We start from the raw sequence: 16,767 nt of genomic DNA on the forward strand, positions 1-16,767 counted from the left end.
TCCCGACCGATCAAGAGGCTTCAAGCGTGATCAACTTCCGGTACCACGTGGTGTCCCTGACCGCGGTCTTCCTCGCCCTCGCGATCGGCCTGGTGGTCGGCACCGCCGCGCTGAACGGTCCGGTCGCGGACTCGCTCCGGGAGACCGTCAACGAGCTGCGCAAGGACAACCAGCAGATGCGCCAGGCGGTGCAGAACATGCAGCGGGAACTGGAGCTGGAGGAGGAGTTCGCTGCCGAGATGGCCCAGGTGATGCTGCCGGGCACGCTCAGCGGCAAGCGGGTGCTGGTGCTCAGCCTGCCCACCGGTCGCGATCACACCGAGGGTGTGCTCAACATGCTCCAGCTGGCCGGTGCCGACGTCACCGGGCGGATCGACCTGCAGGACAAGTTCATCAACCCGGAGAACAACAACGACCTGCTCGAACTGGCGGTCACCGCGGCCCGACCGACCGACGCGCCGACCGCGGGGCTGCCCGGCAACGGCCACGGCGTCGAGACCTCCAGCGCCCTGTTGGCCACCGTGCTGCTGGACCAGCCCGCCGGCGCCGAGCCGGTCACCGAGGCCGACCGGCGGGCGGTGCTGGCCGCGTACGGCAACGCCAACTACCTGACCACCTCGGACCGGATCACCGCGCCGGCCGAGGCCGTCGTGGTGATCAGTGGGCAGCCGTACGTGGACAAGGACTCCGCCAAGAAGGACGAATCCGTGGTCAAGATCGCCGAGCAGTTCGACCGGACCGGGGGAATTGTGGTGGCCGGCAACGGCTCGGCCGGCGGCAATCTGGTGGCCTTCGTCCGGGGCGACGCGGTGCTCGCCCAAACCGTCTCGACCATCGACAACGCCAACACGGTCCAGGGCCAACTGGTCACCACCCTGGCGCTGGTGCAGCAGCTCGCCGAGCGCAAGGCCGGCCACTTCGGCGTCGGTGACAGCGCCGCCTCGCTGGTGCCTAGACTGCCCCAGTGAACCCGTTTCACCCTCCCCGCACGGTCCGACCCGTCGCCGGGTCGGAGGAGGTGCGCACGCGCCGCGCGGTACAGGTTGACAAGGTTCAGTGACGGGGCACCGGGTGCCCGATTCCGACGATCTCCGCCGGCCGGCGGGAGGGGATGGCGTGAGTGAGCGGGACGGTGACGTGACGGTCTTCGGTCGACTCCTGGTGGCCGGGATCGGTGCGGTCGCCGCCCGGTACGCGCTGCGCGAGATCCGTACCTCAGCACCCGCGTCGGCCCTGGAACGGACGAACTTCCGGGGACGCAGCGTGACCCTGGCCGCCGGCCCGGCCCTCGCGCTGGGGGCCTCGGGTGCCGCGGCCTGCGGGGCGGCGAGCGTGCCGGCCGGGGCGGCGACCCTGGTGGCCGGGCTCGGTGCCGGTGCCGTGGGCCTCTACGACGACGTCGTCGGTGCCCGCCCGGAGCAGAAGGCGGCCAAGGGTTTCGCCGGACATCTGGCCGCGTTGCGGCAGGGCCGGGTCACCGCCGGCCTAGTCAAGATCGTCGGGGTGGGTGCGGCCGGACTGGGGGCGGTCGTCCTGCTCACCGCCGACCGTGGCGTGGCCGGGCATCCTCGCCGACGCCGGCAGGGCACGTTGACGCGGGGCGTCGACGTGCTGCTCGGCGCGGGGGTGGTGGCCGGCACGGCGAACCTGGTCAACCTGCTCGACCTGCGCCCCGGACGGGCCCTGAAGTCCGGCCTGCTGCTCGGTGCGCCGCTGAGCGGTGGCCGGCACGGCGGGATCGCCGCGGGTGCGGCCGGAGCCGCCGCCGGGCTGCTCCCCGCCGACCTCGCCGAGGACGTGATGCTCGGCGACAGCGGCGCGAACGCCCTCGGCGCGGTGCTCGGCGTGGCGCTGGCCGCCCGCACCGGCCCGGTCGGCCGGGCCGGGCTGCTCGCCGTCCTCGCCGGGCTCACCGCCGCCAGCGAGAAGGTGAGCTTCACGAAGGTCATCGCGAGCACGCCGGGGCTGCGTGAACTCGACGCGCTGGGCCGACGCGCCGACTGACGTGACCAGACCGGCCCCCCTCGCCGGCGCCGGCCGGTTGGCCGGAGCGGCGGCCCTCATCGCCGTACTCACCGTGCTCAGCAGGCTGGCCGGGTTCGGGCGTACCGCTGTGTTCACCTGGGTGGTGCAGGACAGCGACCTGGGCGCGATGTACGTCCTCGCGAACACCATCCCGAACATCATCTTCGAGATCGTCGCGGGTGGGGCGTTGGCCAGCCTGGTCGTACCGCTGCTCGCCGGAGCGGTCGCGGCGGGGGACCGGCGGGCGGTCGCGGCCACCACCGGCGCCCTGCTCACCTGGACGGTGACGCTGCTCGTGCCGCTGGCGGTGCTGGTGGCCCTGGGCGCTGGGCCGATCATCGCCGCGCTCGGCGACGGCCGGTCACCGGAGGAACTGGCGGCCGGCGCCCGGATGCTGCGGGTCTTCGCGCCGCAACTGCCGCTGTACGGCATCGGCATCGTGCTCACCGGCGTGCTCCAGGCGCACCGGCGGTTCGCCTGGCCGGTGATCGCCCCGCTGCTGTCCAGCCTCACGGTGGTCGTCGTCTACCTGGTCTTCGCCGGGGTCGCCGGCACGGGAGCCAGCGTCGCGCAGGCCGGCCACGGCGGTGAGTTGATCCTGTCGGTCGGCACCACCCTCGGCGTGGTCGTGTTGTCGCTGTCGCTGCTGATCCCGCTGCGTCGGCTGCGGCTGACGCTGCGTCCCGGGTACGCGTTCCCAGCCGACGCGCGGGTCCGGGTGGGCGGGCTGGCGGTGGCCGGTGTGGTGACGGTCACCGCCCAGCAGGTCGCGCTGGCGGTGATCCTCTACCGGCTCGCCAGCGGCCGGACCGAGGCGTTCCAGGTGTTCAACCTGGCACAGACGTTCTACCTGCTGCCCTGGGCGGTGCTGGCGGTGCCGCTGGCCACCGCCGCGTACCCGACCCTGGCCACGGCGGCGGGCACGGACGAGCGGACCTACCGGAAGGTGCTGTCGGCGACCCTGCGCGGGGTGCTGTTGTGCAGCTTCCTCGGCGCCGCGGTGCTTGTCGGTGCGGCCGGCCCGATCGGCCGGTTCTTCCCGCTCGACAGCGACGCGACCGCCGACGCGATCGCCGGCTACGCCCCCGGGCTGATCGGTTACGGGCTGTTCGCGGTGCTGTCGCGCGCGTTGTACGCGCGGGGCGCGACGCGGGCGGCGACCGCCACCATCACCGCCGGTTGGCTGGCGGTGCCGCTGGTGTTGCTGCCGCTGTCGGCGCTGCTCCCGGTGGCCGATCGGGTGCTGGCGGTGGCGTTGGCCAACTCGGCGGGAATGCTGCTGCTCGGCGTGCTGCTGCTGGTCGCGGTCGCCCGGTCGGCTGGCCGGGAAGCGTTGGCCGGTGCCGGGCGGGCCGGCGGTGCCGGTCTGCTGGCCGGCGGTACGGCCGCCGTCGTCGCGGTGGCGATGCTGCGGCTGCTGGGCGCCGAGGGCGACCCCCCGGCGCGGTGGACGGCACTGATGCAGGGCATGCTGTCCGGAGTCCTGGTCGCTGTCGTGTTCCTCGCCGTGGTGTGGCTGGTCGACCGGCAGGATCTGCGGCCACTGCTGACCGGCCTGGGTCGACGCCTGCGCCGGGCCCGGCCAGGCGACCGGAAGGAGGAGGGGTCCCGGTGAGCGCGAGGAGTGAGCTTGCGAGCCCCGCAGTCGCGAACGGAGAGTCGGTCCGGTGAGCGCGAGGAGTGAGCTTGCGAGCCCCGCAGTCGCGAACGGAGAGTTGGTCCGGTGAGCGCGACGAATGGGTCGGCGGCTGTTCCGGACCGGCCGGGGACGGTGGTGCTGCTGTTGGCCTCCAGCACCGGCGGTGTCGGCCAGCATGTCCGGTCGGTGGCGCGGGGGTTGGCCGCGGCCGGGCAGCCGGTGTTGGTCTGCGGGCCGGCGGCGACCCAGGACCAGTTCGACTTCGTGGCCGCCGGTGCCCGGTTCCGGCCGGTGGAGATCCCGGCGGGTCCCACTCCGGCCGACGCCCGCGCGGTCGGCGTACTGCGCCGGCTGCTCGCCACCGAGCAGGTCAGCGTGGTGCACGCGCACGGGCTGCGCGCCGGGCTGGTGGCGGTGCTGGCCCGGCCGGCGGCCCCGGTCGTGGTCACCTGGCACAACGCGGTGCTGGCCGGCGGGGTACGCGGTGCCCTGTCCCGGCTGGTGGAGCGGATCGTGGCGCGGGGTGCCCGGGTGACCCTCGGTGCCTCCGCCGACCTGGTGGCGCGGGCCGTCGCGTTGGGCGCGGGGGATGCCCGGCTCGCCCCGGTGGCCGCTCCGGAACTGCCCGCGCCGCGCCGTCGCCGGGCTGCGGTGCGGGCCGAGTTCGCGGTCGCCGCCGACCAGCCGTTGATCCTGTCGGTGGGCCGGCTGCATCCGCAGAAGCGGTACGACGTGCTGGTGGACGCCGCCGCCCGATGGCGGGAGCGCACCCCGCCGCCGATTGTCGTGATCGCCGGCAGCGGACCGGCCTACCTGCCGCTGGCCGCCCGGGTCAGCGCCGCCCGCGCACCGGTCACCCTGCTGGGGCACCGCACCGACGTGGCCGACCTGCTCACCGGCGCCGACCTCGCGGTGGTGACCAGCGACTGGGAGGCCCGCCAGCTGTTCGCGCAGGAGGCGTTGCGGGCCGGCGTACCGCTGGTGGCGACCGCGGTGGGTGGGCTGCCGGAGCTGGTCGGTGACGCGGCAGTGCTGGTGTCGCCCGGCGATGTGGACGCGGTCGACGCGGCGGTGCGTGGCCTGCTCGACGACGAGGCTGGCCGCGCCGAACTGGCGCGGCGCGGTGTGGCGCGGGCGTTGACCTGGCCGACCGAGGCGCAGACCCGCGCCCAACTGCTGGCGCTCTACGCCGAGCTGACGCCCGGGCCGGCCGGGCCGGCAACACCGGACGCCGGCGCACCGTCGACGGGACGCCGGTGATGCTGCGCCGTATCGCTCCGATCCTGCTCACCCTGGTGGTGGTGACGCTCGGGGTCACCGCGCTGGCCGCCCGCCCGCAGAGTCCGCCGGCCCGCCAGAGCGCCGACTACGTGGTCCTCGTCGGCGTGGCCGGGCTGCGCTGGGACGACGTGGACGCGGAGCGTACGCCGACGCTGTGGCGGCTGGCCCGCGAAGGCTCCATCGGGTCGCTGTCGGTGCGTTCCGCACGCCGACCCACCTGCCCCGTGGACGGCTGGCTGACTCTCGGCGCGGGCAGCTTCGCCGCCTGGCCCGGCAGCCGCGGCGGGGACGGGAAGTGTCCGCCCGTCGACGTGACGGTGGAGCAGCCGGACGGCATCGGTGCGAACCTGCCGGATCAGGAGAGCGTCGCCCTGCACAACCAGGAGCGGCTGCCGTGGGGCACGGTACCCGGTGCGTTGTCGGAGTCGGTGCGGTGTTCGGTGGCGGTCGGACCGGGCGCGGCGGTGGCTGCGGCCCGCCCGTTCGGCCGGGTCGACCGGTACGCGCCGACGCTGCCCGAGGAACCGGCCGGGCTGCTCGGCTCCTGCGTGCTCAGCATCGTCGACCTCGGCACGGTTGAGGGCGACGACCCGGCGGTACGGGCGTCGGCGGCTCGTGCCGCCGACGCGCAACTGGCCCGGGTGCTCGACGGCCGGCCGCCACGATCGCTGGTGATCGTCGCCGGGGTCTCCGACACTCAGTTGCCGTCCCGGCTGCACGTGGCCGTCGCCCACGGACCGGGTTGGGAGGAGGGCTGGCTGACCTCGCCCAGCACGGACCGCCGCGGCTACCTGCAACTGATCGACCTGGCCCCGACCGCGCTGTCCGCCCTGGGGCGCCCGATGCCGGACCGGCCGTTTCTGGGTCGACCCGCCGAGTCCGTCGGTGGCCGGCCGGCCGATCTGTCCGCCGCGATCGCCGAGCCGGCGGACGCGGACCGGGAGGCCGCCGCCCAGCGGGAGGTGGCCGGCGGGTTCTTCACCCTGTTGGCCGTCGTGCAGGTGGCGCTCGCGGTGGCGGTGCTACCGCTGCTGCGCCGGGCCCGCCGGCACGCCGGGCCGTACGGACCGAAACCGGTGCCGCGTCCGGTGGTGGCGACGGTGGAGGTGCTGCTGGTCGCCGCCGCGCTGGCGATACCGGCGGCGCTGGTCGCCGAGGCCGCGCCGTGGTGGCGTTTCGCTCATCCGGCGGCCTCGTTCGCCGGGCTGACCGCCGTGTTGCTGGCTGCGGCGACGCTGCTGGTACGGCTCGCCCCCGGTTACCGCACCACCCTCGGCCCGCTCGGCGCGGTGGCCGGGTTGACCACGTTGGCTGTCGGCCTGGACGTCGTCACCGGTGCCCGGTTGCAGCTCAACGGGGTGGTGGGCTACTCCGCGCTGGAGGGTGGCCGCTATGCCGGCCTCGGTACCGTCGGTCTCGGGGTGTTCGTCGCCGCCGCCCTGCTCAGCGCCGGCTGGCTCGCCCAACGGGTACGCCGTGGTTGGCGGCCGACGGTCATGGTGATCGTGGGCGGGGCCGCCGTCGTGATCGTCGGCAGCGCGTATCTGGGTGCCGACTCGATCGGTGCGATCGCCCTGACCGCCGGGGTGAGCGTGGCGGCGGCGATCAGCGCGGGTGGCTGGCTGACGCTGACCCGGCTCGCCTGGGCGGCCATGGCCGGGTTGGCCGTGACGGTCGGGTTCGCGGTGGTGGATCTGGGTCGGGCCCCGGCGGAGCGGGGCAGTCTCGGCCGGTTCCTGGCCGCGCTCGGCGACGGTACCGGCGGGCTGACCGTGCAGCGGTCCAGTGCCGCCAGCTTCGACACGCTTGTCAACAGTCCGCTGACGGTGCTGGCGCTGGTCGGTGCGTTGCTGGTCTGGTTCGCGCTGCTGCAACCCTGGGGCGGGCTCATGCGGCTGTTCGGCATCTACCCGGCGATCCGCGCGGCGATGGCGGGCACCGCGGTGGCGGCGGTGATCGGTGGCCTGCTGAGCGCCGCGGCGCTGGACGTGGCCGGGGCTGCGGCGGCCGTGGTGGTGCCGTTGGCGGCGCTGTCGGCGCTGCGGGTGCTCGACCACTCGGCGGACCGGACCCGGCCGGGGGCGGACCGCCCGGCCGGCGGCGGGCCGGGCGATGGCGGGTCGGCTGATGGCGGTCCGGCCGGCGGTGGGCCGGGAGACGGTGGGCCGGCTGGCGGCGGGTCGGGTGACGGTGGGCCGGCTGGCGGCGGGTCGGGTGACGGTGGGCCGGGTGACGGTGGGCCGGCTGGCGGCGGGTCGGGTGACGGTGGGCCGGCTGGCGGCGGGTCGGGTGACGGTGGGTCGGACGCACGGTCGTCGGCCGAGGTCGCGACCGGGTGACTCGGCGGCGGTACCGGGTGCGGCACCGGCCGGCCGTTGGGGAGGTGTTACCGTGGAATCCCGTGGATCGCGTGATCACTTCGCTGATCGGCTCGGCGGTCTGCACGACCGCGACGGACGACACGGGAGCAGGCCTTGGCCCCTTCAGCACGGACGACCAGGCACATATTCGTCACCGGAGGCGTCGCCTCCTCGCTGGGTAAGGGGCTCACCGCCTCCAGTCTCGGCAACCTGCTGACCGCGCGGGGGCTTCGCGTGGTGATGCAGAAGCTCGACCCGTACCTCAACGTCGACCCGGGCACGATGAACCCGTTCCAGCACGGTGAGGTCTTCGTGACCGAGGACGGTGCCGAGACGGATCTCGACGTCGGTCACTACGAGCGTTTCCTGGACCGGGCGCTGTCCGGCAAGGCCAACGTCACCACCGGCCAGATCTACTCCGAAGTGATCGCCAAGGAGCGGCGCGGTGAGTACCTCGGAGACACCGTCCAGGTGATCCCACACATCACCAACGAGATAAAGTCCCGGATCCTGGCCATGGCCGACCCGGACGACGACGGCCGCACCCCGGACGTGGTGATCACCGAGGTCGGCGGCACGGTCGGTGACATCGAGTCGCTGCCGTTCCTGGAGGCGATCCGCCAGGTGCGCCACGACCTGGGCCGGGACAACTGCTTCTATCTGCACGTCTCGCTGGTGCCCTACCTCGCCCCCTCCGGGGAGCTCAAGACGAAGCCCACCCAGCACTCGGTGGCCCAGCTACGCAGCATCGGTATCCAGCCCGACGCCATCGTCTGCCGTTCCGACCGGGACATCCCGGAGAAGCTCCAGCACAAGCTCTCCCTCTACTGCGACGTCGACGCCGAGGCGGTGATCGCCGCGCCGGACGCGCCAAGCATCTACGACATCCCGAAGGTGCTGCACCGGGAGGGGCTCGACGCGTACGTGGTGCGCCGGCTGAACCTCTCCTTCCGGGACGTGGACTGGGAAGGCTGGGACGACCTGCTGGAGCGGGTGCACCAGCCCCGGCACACCATCACCGTCGCCCTGGTCGGCAAGTACGTGGACCTGCCTGACGCGTACCTGTCGGTCAGCGAGGCGATCCGGGCGGCCGGCTTCGGCCACCGCGCCCGGGTACAGCTGCGGTGGGTGCCCAGCGACGACTGCGTCACCCCGACCGGTGCGGCGGCGGCCCTGGCCGGGGTCGACGGCATCGTCATCCCCGGCGGCTTCGGCGTCCGGGGCATCGAAGGCAAGATCGGCACCGCCCGGTACGCCCGGGAGAACGGCATTCCGCTGCTCGGGCTCTGCCTGGGCCTGCAGTGCATGACCATCGAGGTGGCCCGGCACCTGGCCGGCCTGGACGGCGCCAACTCCGTGGAGTTCGACGCCGAGGCGGTGCACCCGGTCATCGCCACCATGGCCGACCAGCAGGACATCGTCGCCGGCAGGGGCGACCTGGGCGGCACGATGCGGCTGGGCGCGTACCCGGCGACGCTCACCGAGGGGTCGATCGTCGCCGAGGCGTACGGCAGCACCCAGGTCAGCGAGCGGCACCGGCACCGGTACGAGGTGAACAACGCCTACCGCGACCAGCTCGTCAAGGCCGGGCTGCACATCTCGGGCACCTCGCCGGATGGGCGGCTGGTCGAGTTCGTCGAGCTGGACCGGGATCTGCACCCGTTCTTCGTGGCCACCCAGGCGCATCCGGAACTCAAGAGCCGCCCTACCCGGCCGCACCCGCTGTTCGCCGCCTTCGTTCACGCCGCGGTGATGTACTCGCAGGCCGATCAGCTTCCGGTCGACCTGGACACCGCCGCTGCCGAGCGGGCCACCCGCAACGGCGCCGCGACGAAGGCGGCCTCGGCCTCGTGAGTGACCGGAGTGAGCGGGCCATGGGGTGCGGTAGCGCGGCGTCTCGCGCCGCCGTTGAGCGAAGCGAGGCGGTGGCGTGAGCGCCGTTGAGCACCGCTACGAGGTGCGCTCGCGGGAACTGCGCTACCGCGGCCGAATCTTCGAGGTGGTCACCGAGGAGGTCACCATGCCCGGCGGTGGCACCGCCGCGCGTGACCTCGTCCGGCACGTCGGCGCGGTGGCGGTGGTGGCGCTGGACGACGCCGGTCAGGTGGTGTTGATCCGGCAGTACCGTCAGCCGGTGGGCCGGCGGTTGTGGGAGTTGCCGGCCGGGTTGACCGACGTCTCCGGGGAGGACCCGGCGGTGACGGCAACGCGTGAGCTGGCCGAGGAGGTCGATCTCACCGCCGGCCGGCTCGACGTGCTTGTCGACGTGCACAGCTCGCCCGGGTTCACCGACGAGTTGGTCCGGGTCTTCCTGGCCCGGGATCTCGGCGAGGTGCCGGTGGAGCAGCGACACGACCGCCACGACGAGGAGGCCGACCTGCAGATCGTCCGGATCGACCTGGACGAGGCGGTCGGCATGGTGCTGGCGGGGGAGATCAGTAACGGACCGTGCGTGGCCGGGCTGCTCGCCGCCGCCCGCGCCCGCGAGGCGGGCTGGTCGGGGTTGCGCCGGGCGGACGCCCCGCTGCCCCGCTGAGCGGGTACGCGACGTCAAGAGGCTCGCGCTGGGGTGCGGTCTTGTGGAGAACGCGGCGCAGGGGCCGGGCGGTACACCGCCCGGCCCCTGCGTGGTTCCGTGGGTCAGTCGCGCAGCGGCCGGCCCTGTGCGTCGACGCCGCCGTTCACCAGAATCAGGATGCCGTCGACGAGGCCCCAGATGCTGCCGATACCGAGGGTGCAGACACTCACGACGAGCTGCAGTACGCCGATCTTGACGTCGCCGATGTAGAAGCGGCCGGCGCCGAAGAAGCCGAGCACGATGCCGAGGACGCCCGCGACGACCTTGCTCTTGTCAGAAACGCCCTGGGGGTACCCGGGCTGCATTGGAGGAGTGGTCATGGGGCGACACAATAGTGATCCACTCGTGTGCTGTCCGCACCGGTGTGCACCAGATGGGACGATGGTGCCGAAGACTGTCCTGACGGCTGATGTGACGTCCACCGACGGCCTGGGTACTCACACCTGACACATCGTCAACGGCCACGGCGAGCAGGTGTCACAGTGCAGGCTCCGCTGACCTGCGGTCACGCCTAGACTGCCGCCGGCGGGACCGGTTGACCGGGGCGGCAATGGGGCCGCTGCGGCGCCGCGCAGCGGGGTGAACGTGCCCCGAGGAGAGGTGTCAGCATCGTGAAGGTCGGCATCCCACGCGAGGTCAAGAACCACGAGTACCGGGTGGCGATCACGCCCGCAGGCGTCAACGAGTTCACTCGCGGCGGTCACCAGGTCTTCGTCGAAGCCGGCGCCGGTCTCGGGTCGAGCATCACGGACGAGGAGTTCGCCGCCGCCGGTGCCAAGATCCTGGAGAGCGCCGACGAGGTCTGGGACGCCGCCGACCTGGTGCTGAAGGTCAAGGAGCCGGTGGCCGAGGAATACCACCGGATGCGCGAGGGGCAGGTGCTCTTCACCTACCTGCACCTGGCCGCCTCCCGGGAGTGCACCGACGCGCTGATCGACCGCAAGGTGACCGGCATCGCGTACGAGACCGTCGAGCTGCCGGACCGGTCGCTGCCGCTGCTCGCCCCGATGTCCGAGGTGGCCGGACGGCTCGCCCCGCAGGTCGGCGCCTTCTACCTGATGCGTACCGGTGGTGGCCGGGGGGTGCTGCCCGGTGGCGTGTCGGGCGTGTACGCGGCCAAGACCGTGGTCATCGGTGCCGGTGTGTCGGGCATGAACGCCGCCGCGATCGCCCTGGGCCTACAGTCGGAGGTGCTGCTGCTCGACAAGAACGTCGGCCGGTTGCGCCAGGCCGACGCCATTTACCGGGGGCACCTGCAGACCGTGGCCTCCAACGCGTACGAGATCGAGCGGGCGGTGCTGGACGCGGACCTGGTCATCGGCGCGGTGCTGGTGCCCGGCGCGAAGGCGCCGAAGCTGATCCCCAACGAGCTGGTCTCCCGGATGAAGCCGGGCAGCGTGCTCGTTGACATCGCCATCGACCAGGGCGGCTGCTTCGAGGACTCGCGGCCCACCACCCACGCCGACCCGGTCTACCGGGTACACGACTCGATCTTCTACTGCGTGGCGAACATGCCCGGCGCGGTGCCGAACACGAGCACCTACGCGCTGACCAACGTCACCCTCCCGTACGCCCTCGAACTGGCCAACCACGGCTGGCGCGAGGCCGCACGTCGCGACCCGGCGCTGGCGCTGGGCCTGAACACCCACGACGGACAGGTCGTCTACGGTCCGGTCGCCGAGTCGCACGGCCTGCCCACCCTGCCGTTGACCGAGGTGCTGGCCTGACCGACGAGCCGTTCACCTCGGACGAGGCCGGCGAGGGCCAGCAACCCGCGCCGGCCCTGCGCCGTGCCGTCCGCGGCTACCTGGACCACCTCACCGTCGAACGTGGACTGGCCGCGAACACGCTCGCCTCGTACCGCCGGGACCTGGACCGTTACCTCGGGTCGCTGACCACCGCCGGGGTGACCGACCTGTCGGCCGTCTCCGCAGGGGAGATCGAACGCCATCTGGCCCGGCTGCGCTCCGGCGCCGACGGGCACCCGCCGCTCGCGGTCTCCTCGGCGGCCCGGGCCGCCAGCGCGGTACGCGGACTGCACCGGTTCGCGCTGCGTGAGGGCCTGGCCGGCGCCGACCCGAGCCGCGACGTGCGGCCTCCCGCTTCACCGCGACGACTGCCCCGGGCGCTGCCGGTCGACGCCGTGGTCGCCCTGCTGGAGACCGCCGGACCGGTCGACGCGGCCGGGGACACCGCGCCGTTGGCGCTGCGCGACCGGGCGCTGCTGGAGTTCCTGTACGGCACCGGGGCGCGGATCTCCGAGGCCGTCGGCGCCGCCGTGGACGACGTGGACCTCGACGACGGGGTGACAGTGCTGCGTGGCAAGGGCGGACGGACCCGCCTGGTGCCGATCGGCGGGTACGCGCTGCGGGCGCTCGGTGCGTACCTGGTGCGCGCCCGACCAGGGCTGGCCGCCGCCGGCCGGGGCACCCCGGCGATCTTCCTCAACGCCCGGGGTGGCCCGCTGACCCGGCAGGGCGCATGGACCATCCTGCGCCGCGCCGCCGAACGGGCCGGGCTGACCGTCGACGGCCCCCGCGCCGTGTCGCCGCACACGTTGCGCCACTCGTACGCCACCCACCTGCTCGACGGTGGTGCCGACGTGCGGGTGGTGCAGGAACTGCTCGGCCACGCCTCGGTCACCACCACCCAGGTCTACACCCTGGTCACCGTCGAGCGGTTGCGTGAGGTCTACGCCACCGCACATCCCCGCGCCCTGAACTGACCGTCGACGGTGGTCTGTCGTGCCGGATCGGCCGGTGACCGACGGTACGGTCGCCGCCCGATCCGGCCGCTGTCGGCGGCGTGATGACGGCGTGACCTGCTGGTGGCCGGTGCCGCCGGCCGACACGCCGAGCGGGTGCCGAACGCCCTGCTGGCCGGTGGCGTACAGTCGGCATGGCGCGGCCCTCGCGGCGAGTGGACCGGGGTGCGCAGCGGCGCCGCGAAGGACGTCGGGCGGCTCCGACGCCGCACGGTCGTCGGGAGGGGGCAACGAGCATGGCTGGCAACGGTGACCGTGCCGAGACCTGGACGTCGGAGCTCCGCGAGCAGCAAAACGCCCTCGGCTCGGATCTGGGCCCGGCGGACCCGGCCGCCTACACCATGCGCAAGCCGATCCCGGAGCCCATGCCCACCGACCGGCACGGGCCGGCCCGCATCATCGCGATGGCCAACCAGAAGGGCGGGGTCGGCAAGACCACCACGACCATCAACCTCGGAGCCGCACTCGCCGAGTACGGCCGTAAGGTGCTGCTTGTCGACTTCGACCCGCAGGGCGCCCTCTCGGTCGGGCTGGGCGTCAACCCGCACAACCTGGATCTGTCGGTCTACAACCTGCTCATGCAGGACGACGTCACCGCCGATGACGTGCTCATCAAGACGGACGTGGCCGGGCTGCACCTGCTGCCGGCGAACATCGACCTCTCCGCCGCCGAGATCCAGCTGGTCAACGAGGTCGCCCGCGAGATGGCTCTGGCCCGGGTGCTCAAGAGCATCCGCAAGGAGTACGACTACATCCTGATCGACTGCCAGCCGTCACTCGGTCTGCTGGCGATCAACGCGCTGACCGTCGCACACGGCGTGCTTATCCCGCTGGAGTGCGAATTCTTCAGCCTGCGCGGCGTGGCGCTGCTGCTGGACACCATCGACAAGGTGCGCGAGCGGCTGAACTTCGACCTGGAGCTCGAGGGCATCCTCGCCACCATGTACGACAGCCGTACCACGCACTGTCGGCAGGTGCTCCAACGGGTGGTGGAGGCGTTCGGCGACAAGGTCTACCAGACGGTGATCACCAAGACCGTCAAGTTCCCCGAGTCCACCGTCGCCGGCTCACCCATCACCACGCTCGACCCGGCCTCCTCGGGTGCCCGCAACTACCGTCAGCTGGCCCGCGAGGTGATCGCCGCGCAGGCCGAGCGGTAGGAGGCGCTGAACCGAGGTGTCCCGACCGTGGACTACCGTCGTCGACGTGAGCGCCCCGTCCCTCGACCCGACCGCCGCAGCGGAACCGCTGCCCGTGGCGGCTGACGCACCGGCCCCGGACAGCACCGGGGAGCCGAGGATCGTTGCTGAGCCGGCGGAGGCTGCTGGGCTCCCGGAGGGCGCTGAGCCGGCGGAGGGCGCCGGGTTCACTGTGCGGCTGGCCAACTTCACCGGCCCGTTCGACCTGTTGCTGCAACTGATCGGCAAGCACAAGCTCGACGTCACCGAGGTCGCCCTGCACCAGGTGACCGACGAGTTCATCGCCTACATCCGGGCCATGGGTGACGACTGGGATCTGGACGAGGCGAGCGAGTTCCTCCTGGTCGCCGCGACCCTGCTCGATCTGAAGGCCGCCCGGCTGCTGCCCGCCGCCGAGGTCGAGGACCCGGAGGACCTGGCCCTGCTGGAGGCGCGGGACCTCCTCTTCGCCCGGCTGTTGCAGTACAAGGCCTACAAGGAGGCGGCGGCGCACATCGCCGCACTGGAGGAGGTCGGCGGTCGGCGCTACCCGCGGGCCGTCACCCTCGAAGCCCGGTACGCCGAGGCGCTGCCCGACCTGGTGCTGGGGATCGGCCCGCAACGGCTGCTCAAGCTGGCGGTGCGGGCGATGACCCCGAAACCGGTACCCGAGGTGTCCGTCGCCCACGTGCACATGGTCCGGGTCAGCGTCCGGGAACACGCCGGCATCATCGCCGAACGGCTGCGTCGGGCCGGCACCGCCAGCTTCTCGCTGCTCTGCGCCGACTGCGAGGCCACCCTGGAGGTGGTTGCCCGATTCCTCGCCCTGCTCGAGTTGTACCGGCAGGGTGTGGTGGCCTTCGTCCAGGAGCAGGCGCTGGAGGAGTTGACCGTGCGCTGGACAGGTCCCGCCGACGGCGGCACGGCGCTGACCATCGACGAGTACGCCGGCACACCACCCGAGCCTGCCACCGAGCCGCCCGGCGGCCTGTCCGTTCCGCCCGGGGGCGGTACCGACGCGCACAGGGCCGACCCCGGCGGGGCTGGTGCCGACGCTGAGCGGGCTGGTGCCGGCGGTGTCGAGGTCGGCGGGGCTGATGCTGCCGATGGTGGCGGGGGTGTCGAGGTCGGCGAGGCTGATCCGAAGGGAACGACCGAGGAGCGAGCTGGATGAGCAACGAAGAGCGGCCGGATTCCCTGGCCGAGCAGGCCGCGGCCTGGGTACCGCCCTGGCAGCGCCCCGCCTCAGCGCCACCGGAGGACGCCGCCCCACCCGCCGATACGTCCGCGCCGACGGATGCGTCCCCATCTACCGACGGGTTCGCACCGGCCGATCCGGCCCCAGCCACCGCCCCCACCCCACCTTCCACCCCTGCCCCGCTCTCCGCTGCGGTAGGCGCTGCGGATCTTGGTGCGCAAGTGCCCCTCCAGGGGCCGTTTCCGTCCAAGATCACGCGGGTCGAGAAAGGTACCGGGGGAGGGGAGGGCGCTGCGGGGGAGAGCGTTGGGGGAGTGAGTGCCTCGGGAGGGGACCTGGGGCGCAGCGACTCGGGGGAGGGCGCACCGGGTTCGGGGCGGAAGCGGTCGGTGGCGCGGGTACGGCCGGCACCGGAACCGGTGCCGGAGCTCGACGACGCCGAGTTGCGCGGCGCGTTGGAGGCGATTCTGCTGGTGGTGGATGAACCGGTGAGTGAGCTGGTCCTCGCCCAGGTGTTGGAGCAGCCCGCCGAGCGGATCGGCCCGATGCTGGACGAGATCGCCGCCGGCTTCACCGCGGCTGGCCACGGATTCGAGCTGCGCCGGGCAGCGGGCGGGTGGCGGCTGTACACCCGAGCGGAATACGCCACTCATGTCGAGCGGTTCATCCTCGACGGGCAGTCGGTTCGGCTGACCCAGGCCGCGCTGGAGACCTTGGCCGTGGTGGCGTACAAGCAGCCGGTGACCCGGTCGCGCATTTCCGCCATCCGCGGTGTCAACTGTGACGGGGTGATCCGTACCCTGGTCTCTCGCGGCCTGGTCGAGGAGTGCGGCACCGAGTCCGACAGCGGGGCCTACCTGTACCGGACGAGCACCCTGTTCCTGGAGAAGCTCGGCCTGAACAGCCTCGACGACCTGCCGCCCCTGGCCCCCTTCCTCCCCGACGACGTAGAAGAGCTTGCCGATGCCGCGCGATGACCGCACCCCCCGCCCCGACGCCCCTGTCTACACCGGCCCGGAACGCCTGCAGAAGGTGCTCGCCGCCGCCGGTGTCGGCTCCCGGCGTGCCTGCGAGGATCTGATCTTCCGTCGGCGGGTGACGGTCGACGGGCGGGTGGCGCAGCTCGGCGACAAGGTCGACCCGACCACGGCGGTCATCCACGTCGACGGTGAGCGGCTGGCGGCCGACACCCGGCTGGTGTACCTGGCCATGAACAAGCCGCGCGGGGTGGTCTCCACCATGGCGGACGAGAAGGGGCGTACCGCGCTTGCCGATTTTCTCGGCAACCGGGTCGAGCAGCGCGTTTACCACGTCGGGCGGCTCGACGCGGACAGCGAGGGCCTGCTGCTGCTCACCAACGACGGCAACCTGGCGCACCGGCTGATGCACCCCTCCTACGGGGTGCCGAAGACCTACCTGTGTGAGGTTTCCGGCCCGATCCCGCGCAACCTCGGCAAGCGGTTGGCGGCCGGGGTGGAGCTGGAGGACGGCCCGGTGACCGTCGACGCCTTCCGGGTGGTGGACAGTCTGGGGCGTACCGCTCAGGTCGAGCTGACCCTGCACGAAGGCCGCAAACACATCGTACGACGGCTGCTCGCGGAGGTCGGCCACCCGGTGAGCCGACTGGTGCGTACCTCCATCGGGCCGATCCGGCTCGGCGACCTTCGTGCCGGGCGTACCCGGAGGCTGACCAACGCGGAGGTCGCCGCCCTGTTCAAGGCCGTGGGTGACTGAGGCGGCAGTC

14 protein-coding genes are annotated in these 16,767 nt (G+C 72.8%); 13 read left to right on the plus strand and 1 reads right to left on the minus strand.

The genetic code is table 11. The features are described 5' to 3' along the window. Positions 1-26 precede the first annotated feature (26 nt). From AB0J93_RS27215 to AB0J93_RS27245, 7 genes are all read left to right on the plus strand, one after another. Positions 27-968 carry a copper transporter gene (locus tag AB0J93_RS27215; RefSeq protein WP_363925165.1) on the plus strand — a complete coding sequence of 314 codons (942 nt, stop codon included), beginning with the start codon at positions 27-29 and terminating at the stop codon, positions 966-968. Positions 969-1,137: 169 nt separating this feature from the next. Next, positions 1,138-2,004 carry a hypothetical protein gene (locus AB0J93_RS27220; RefSeq protein ID WP_363925212.1) on the plus strand — a complete coding sequence of 289 codons (867 nt, stop codon included), beginning with the start codon at positions 1,138-1,140 and terminating at the stop codon, positions 2,002-2,004. A 1-nt stretch (position 2,005) separates the two neighbouring features. After that, on the plus strand, positions 2,006-3,640 hold the full coding sequence (locus AB0J93_RS27225; RefSeq protein WP_363925166.1) for a lipid II flippase MurJ: 1,635 nt from the start codon (positions 2,006-2,008) through the stop codon (positions 3,638-3,640). 108 nt (positions 3,641-3,748) lie between these two features. After that, complete coding sequence (locus tag AB0J93_RS27230; protein WP_363925167.1) at positions 3,749-4,924, plus strand: glycosyltransferase family 4 protein; 1,176 nt, start codon at positions 3,749-3,751, stop codon at positions 4,922-4,924. Further along, positions 4,924-7,284 (plus strand): hypothetical protein, encoded by a 2,361-nt coding sequence (locus AB0J93_RS27235; RefSeq protein WP_363925168.1) that lies wholly within the window; start codon positions 4,924-4,926, stop codon positions 7,282-7,284. The genes AB0J93_RS27230 and AB0J93_RS27235 overlap by 1 nt, the downstream gene beginning before the upstream one ends. Positions 7,285-7,419: 135 nt before the next feature. Then, on the plus strand, positions 7,420-9,159 hold the full coding sequence (locus AB0J93_RS27240; RefSeq protein ID WP_363925169.1) for a CTP synthase: 1,740 nt from the start codon (positions 7,420-7,422) through the stop codon (positions 9,157-9,159). Positions 9,160-9,235: 76 nt separating this feature from the next. After that, the gene (locus tag AB0J93_RS27245; RefSeq protein ID WP_363925170.1) at positions 9,236-9,841 is read left to right on the plus strand and encodes an NUDIX hydrolase; all 606 of its coding nucleotides are present in this window, start codon (positions 9,236-9,238) and stop codon (positions 9,839-9,841) included. 104 nt (positions 9,842-9,945) lie between these two features. Here the strand turns inward: AB0J93_RS27245 and AB0J93_RS27250 are convergent, their stop codons facing one another. After that, the gene (locus tag AB0J93_RS27250) at positions 9,946-10,203 is read right to left on the minus strand and encodes a TM2 domain-containing protein (protein ID WP_363925171.1); all 258 of its coding nucleotides are present in this window, start codon (positions 10,201-10,203) and stop codon (positions 9,946-9,948) included. A gap of 291 nt (positions 10,204-10,494) precedes the next feature. Between AB0J93_RS27250 and ald the strand changes: the two genes are divergently transcribed. The 6 genes from ald (at position 10,495) to AB0J93_RS27280 (ending at position 16,757) form a co-directional block, all read left to right on the plus strand. After that, positions 10,495-11,610: an alanine dehydrogenase gene (ald, locus tag AB0J93_RS27255; protein ID WP_363925172.1), complete on the plus strand. Its 1,116-nt coding sequence runs from the start codon at positions 10,495-10,497 to the stop codon at positions 11,608-11,610. Continuing rightward, positions 11,607-12,608 (plus strand): site-specific tyrosine recombinase XerD, encoded by a 1,002-nt coding sequence (locus AB0J93_RS27260; protein ID WP_363925213.1) that lies wholly within the window; start codon positions 11,607-11,609, stop codon positions 12,606-12,608. The genes ald and AB0J93_RS27260 overlap by 4 nt, the downstream gene beginning before the upstream one ends. A gap of 275 nt (positions 12,609-12,883) precedes the next feature. After that, positions 12,884-13,807, plus strand: coding sequence for a ParA family protein (locus AB0J93_RS27265; protein ID WP_164450082.1), 924 nt, complete (start codon positions 12,884-12,886; stop codon positions 13,805-13,807). A 139-nt stretch (positions 13,808-13,946) separates the two neighbouring features. After that, on the plus strand, positions 13,947-14,999 hold the full coding sequence (locus tag AB0J93_RS27270; RefSeq protein WP_363925214.1) for a ScpA family protein: 1,053 nt from the start codon (positions 13,947-13,949) through the stop codon (positions 14,997-14,999). Then, a complete protein-coding gene (scpB, locus tag AB0J93_RS27275; protein ID WP_363925173.1) occupies positions 14,996-16,000 on the plus strand; it encodes an SMC-Scp complex subunit ScpB in 1,005 nt (334 codons plus the stop codon). Before AB0J93_RS27270 ends, scpB begins: the two co-directional genes overlap by 4 nt. Further along, the gene (locus AB0J93_RS27280) at positions 15,987-16,757 is read left to right on the plus strand and encodes a pseudouridine synthase (RefSeq protein WP_093409729.1); all 771 of its coding nucleotides are present in this window, start codon (positions 15,987-15,989) and stop codon (positions 16,755-16,757) included. Before scpB ends, AB0J93_RS27280 begins: the two co-directional genes overlap by 14 nt. Positions 16,758-16,767: the final 10 nt, after the last annotated feature.

It is taken from the genome of Micromonospora sp. NPDC049374 (genome assembly GCF_040677165.1).
GTDB lineage: Bacteria > Actinomycetota > Actinomycetes > Mycobacteriales > Micromonosporaceae > Micromonospora.